The following is a 1178-nucleotide window of genomic DNA, read 5'->3' as shown; positions in this document are numbered from 1 at the left end:
GACTTCATCTATCAGGTCGGGCCGTTCTCGCTGGTGGTGGCGTTGCTGGCCGGTGCCGCGGGCATGCTCGCGGTGGTCAGCTCCACCTCCGCGGTCCTAGTGGGCGTGTTCATTTCGGTGACGACCGTGCCTGCGGCCGGTCTGGCCGTCGTCGCGGCCTTCGCGGGCAAGTGGCACATCGCGCTGGGCTCGCTCGCTCAGCTCAGCGTCAATCTGATGGGCATCGTGCTCGCGGGCGTCGCTGTGCTGCTCTTGTTCCAGCGCGCCGATCGCTAGCTGCGGTGGCTGGTCGGCCGGGGAAGCCCCGGCGGTGGCCACTACGGTGAGCCACCGCCGGGGTCGGCGCGACCTCGATCACGCCGCCGGCCTGCACGGGACCTCGCCTACTTGGCGGGCGGGGTGAACGGCTGGTTGATCGTGGTGAAGTACTGGATCGCCGCGCCGAGCGCGACCGGTGCGGTCACGAAGATCTGTCCGGCGACGGTGCCGAGGGCGCCGATGGCCAGTACACCGCCGATGCAGCCGACGGCGGCGGCGGGCAGGAACGGGCCGAAGAGTCCGACGATGGTGGCCGAGGCGACGGTGGCGCCGATGATGCCGCCGAGGACGCAGCCGACTGCGGCGCCGCCGAGTCCGCCGACGAGGGTGCCGATGGAGGCGCCCAGGGAGATGGTGCTGGTCATGCGCGACCAGGCGGCCTGTTCGCGGTCGTATTCGGACTTCCAGGGTGCCTTGTCCTCGAAGGGCAGGGCGACCGGCTTGTAGACGGCTTTGTCCATGCTCAGCTGGGGGGTGAGGGTGGCGGTGCGGCCGGTGATCTCGGCGGCGATCGGGAACTCGAAATCGTCGAGCTGGAAGCGCAGGGGAGTGGCGGCGACGGTGGTGCCGTCGGCGGCCTTGACCTCGAACACACCGTCCTCGACGACCAGCGAACCCGCGTCGGTGGTGATGCGCGAGGTGCTGTCGACGGTTTCGGCGGTGAAGGTGATCGGCGCCGGTGCGGCCGGTGCCGCGTGCACGGTGCCCGCGCTGACGGTGCCCACGGTGAGCAGGGCGGCAGCGGCGAGCGCGATCTTGGTGGTCTTCATGGGGTAGCTGAGTCCTTCGTCGAATGGGCCAGGTGCAGCGGAGTCGGTGCGGTGACCGGGTTTCTGACCAGCACGTTGCCGTCGGGCGCG

The 1178-nt window shown here is 70.3% G+C and carries 2 protein-coding genes; one reads left to right on the top strand and one right to left on the bottom strand.

Features of this window, described 5'->3' with window-relative positions:
- The coding region (locus ACWDNU_RS46425; RefSeq protein WP_449673519.1) for a DUF389 domain-containing protein at positions 1–276 on the top strand (276 nt) is incomplete at its 5' end.
- A gap of 107 nt (positions 277–383) precedes the next feature.
- On the opposite strand, the gene ACWDNU_RS46420 is transcribed toward ACWDNU_RS46425, so the two are convergent.
- Positions 384–1088 (bottom strand): hypothetical protein, encoded by a 705-nt coding sequence (locus ACWDNU_RS46420; RefSeq protein ID WP_355280807.1) that lies wholly within the window; start codon positions 1086–1088, stop codon positions 384–386.
- Positions 1089–1178 lie beyond the last annotated feature (90 nt).

The organism is Amycolatopsis sp. NPDC003676 (assembly GCF_053587275.1).
This window is presented reverse-complemented; position numbering and strand designations above follow the sequence as displayed.

Excerpts from the sequence above, each read along its gene's own strand:
- ACWDNU_RS46420 (WP_355280807.1), bottom strand. The coding sequence starts at position 1,088 with ATGAAGACCACCAAGATCGCGCTCGCCGCTGCCGCCCTGCTCACCGTG.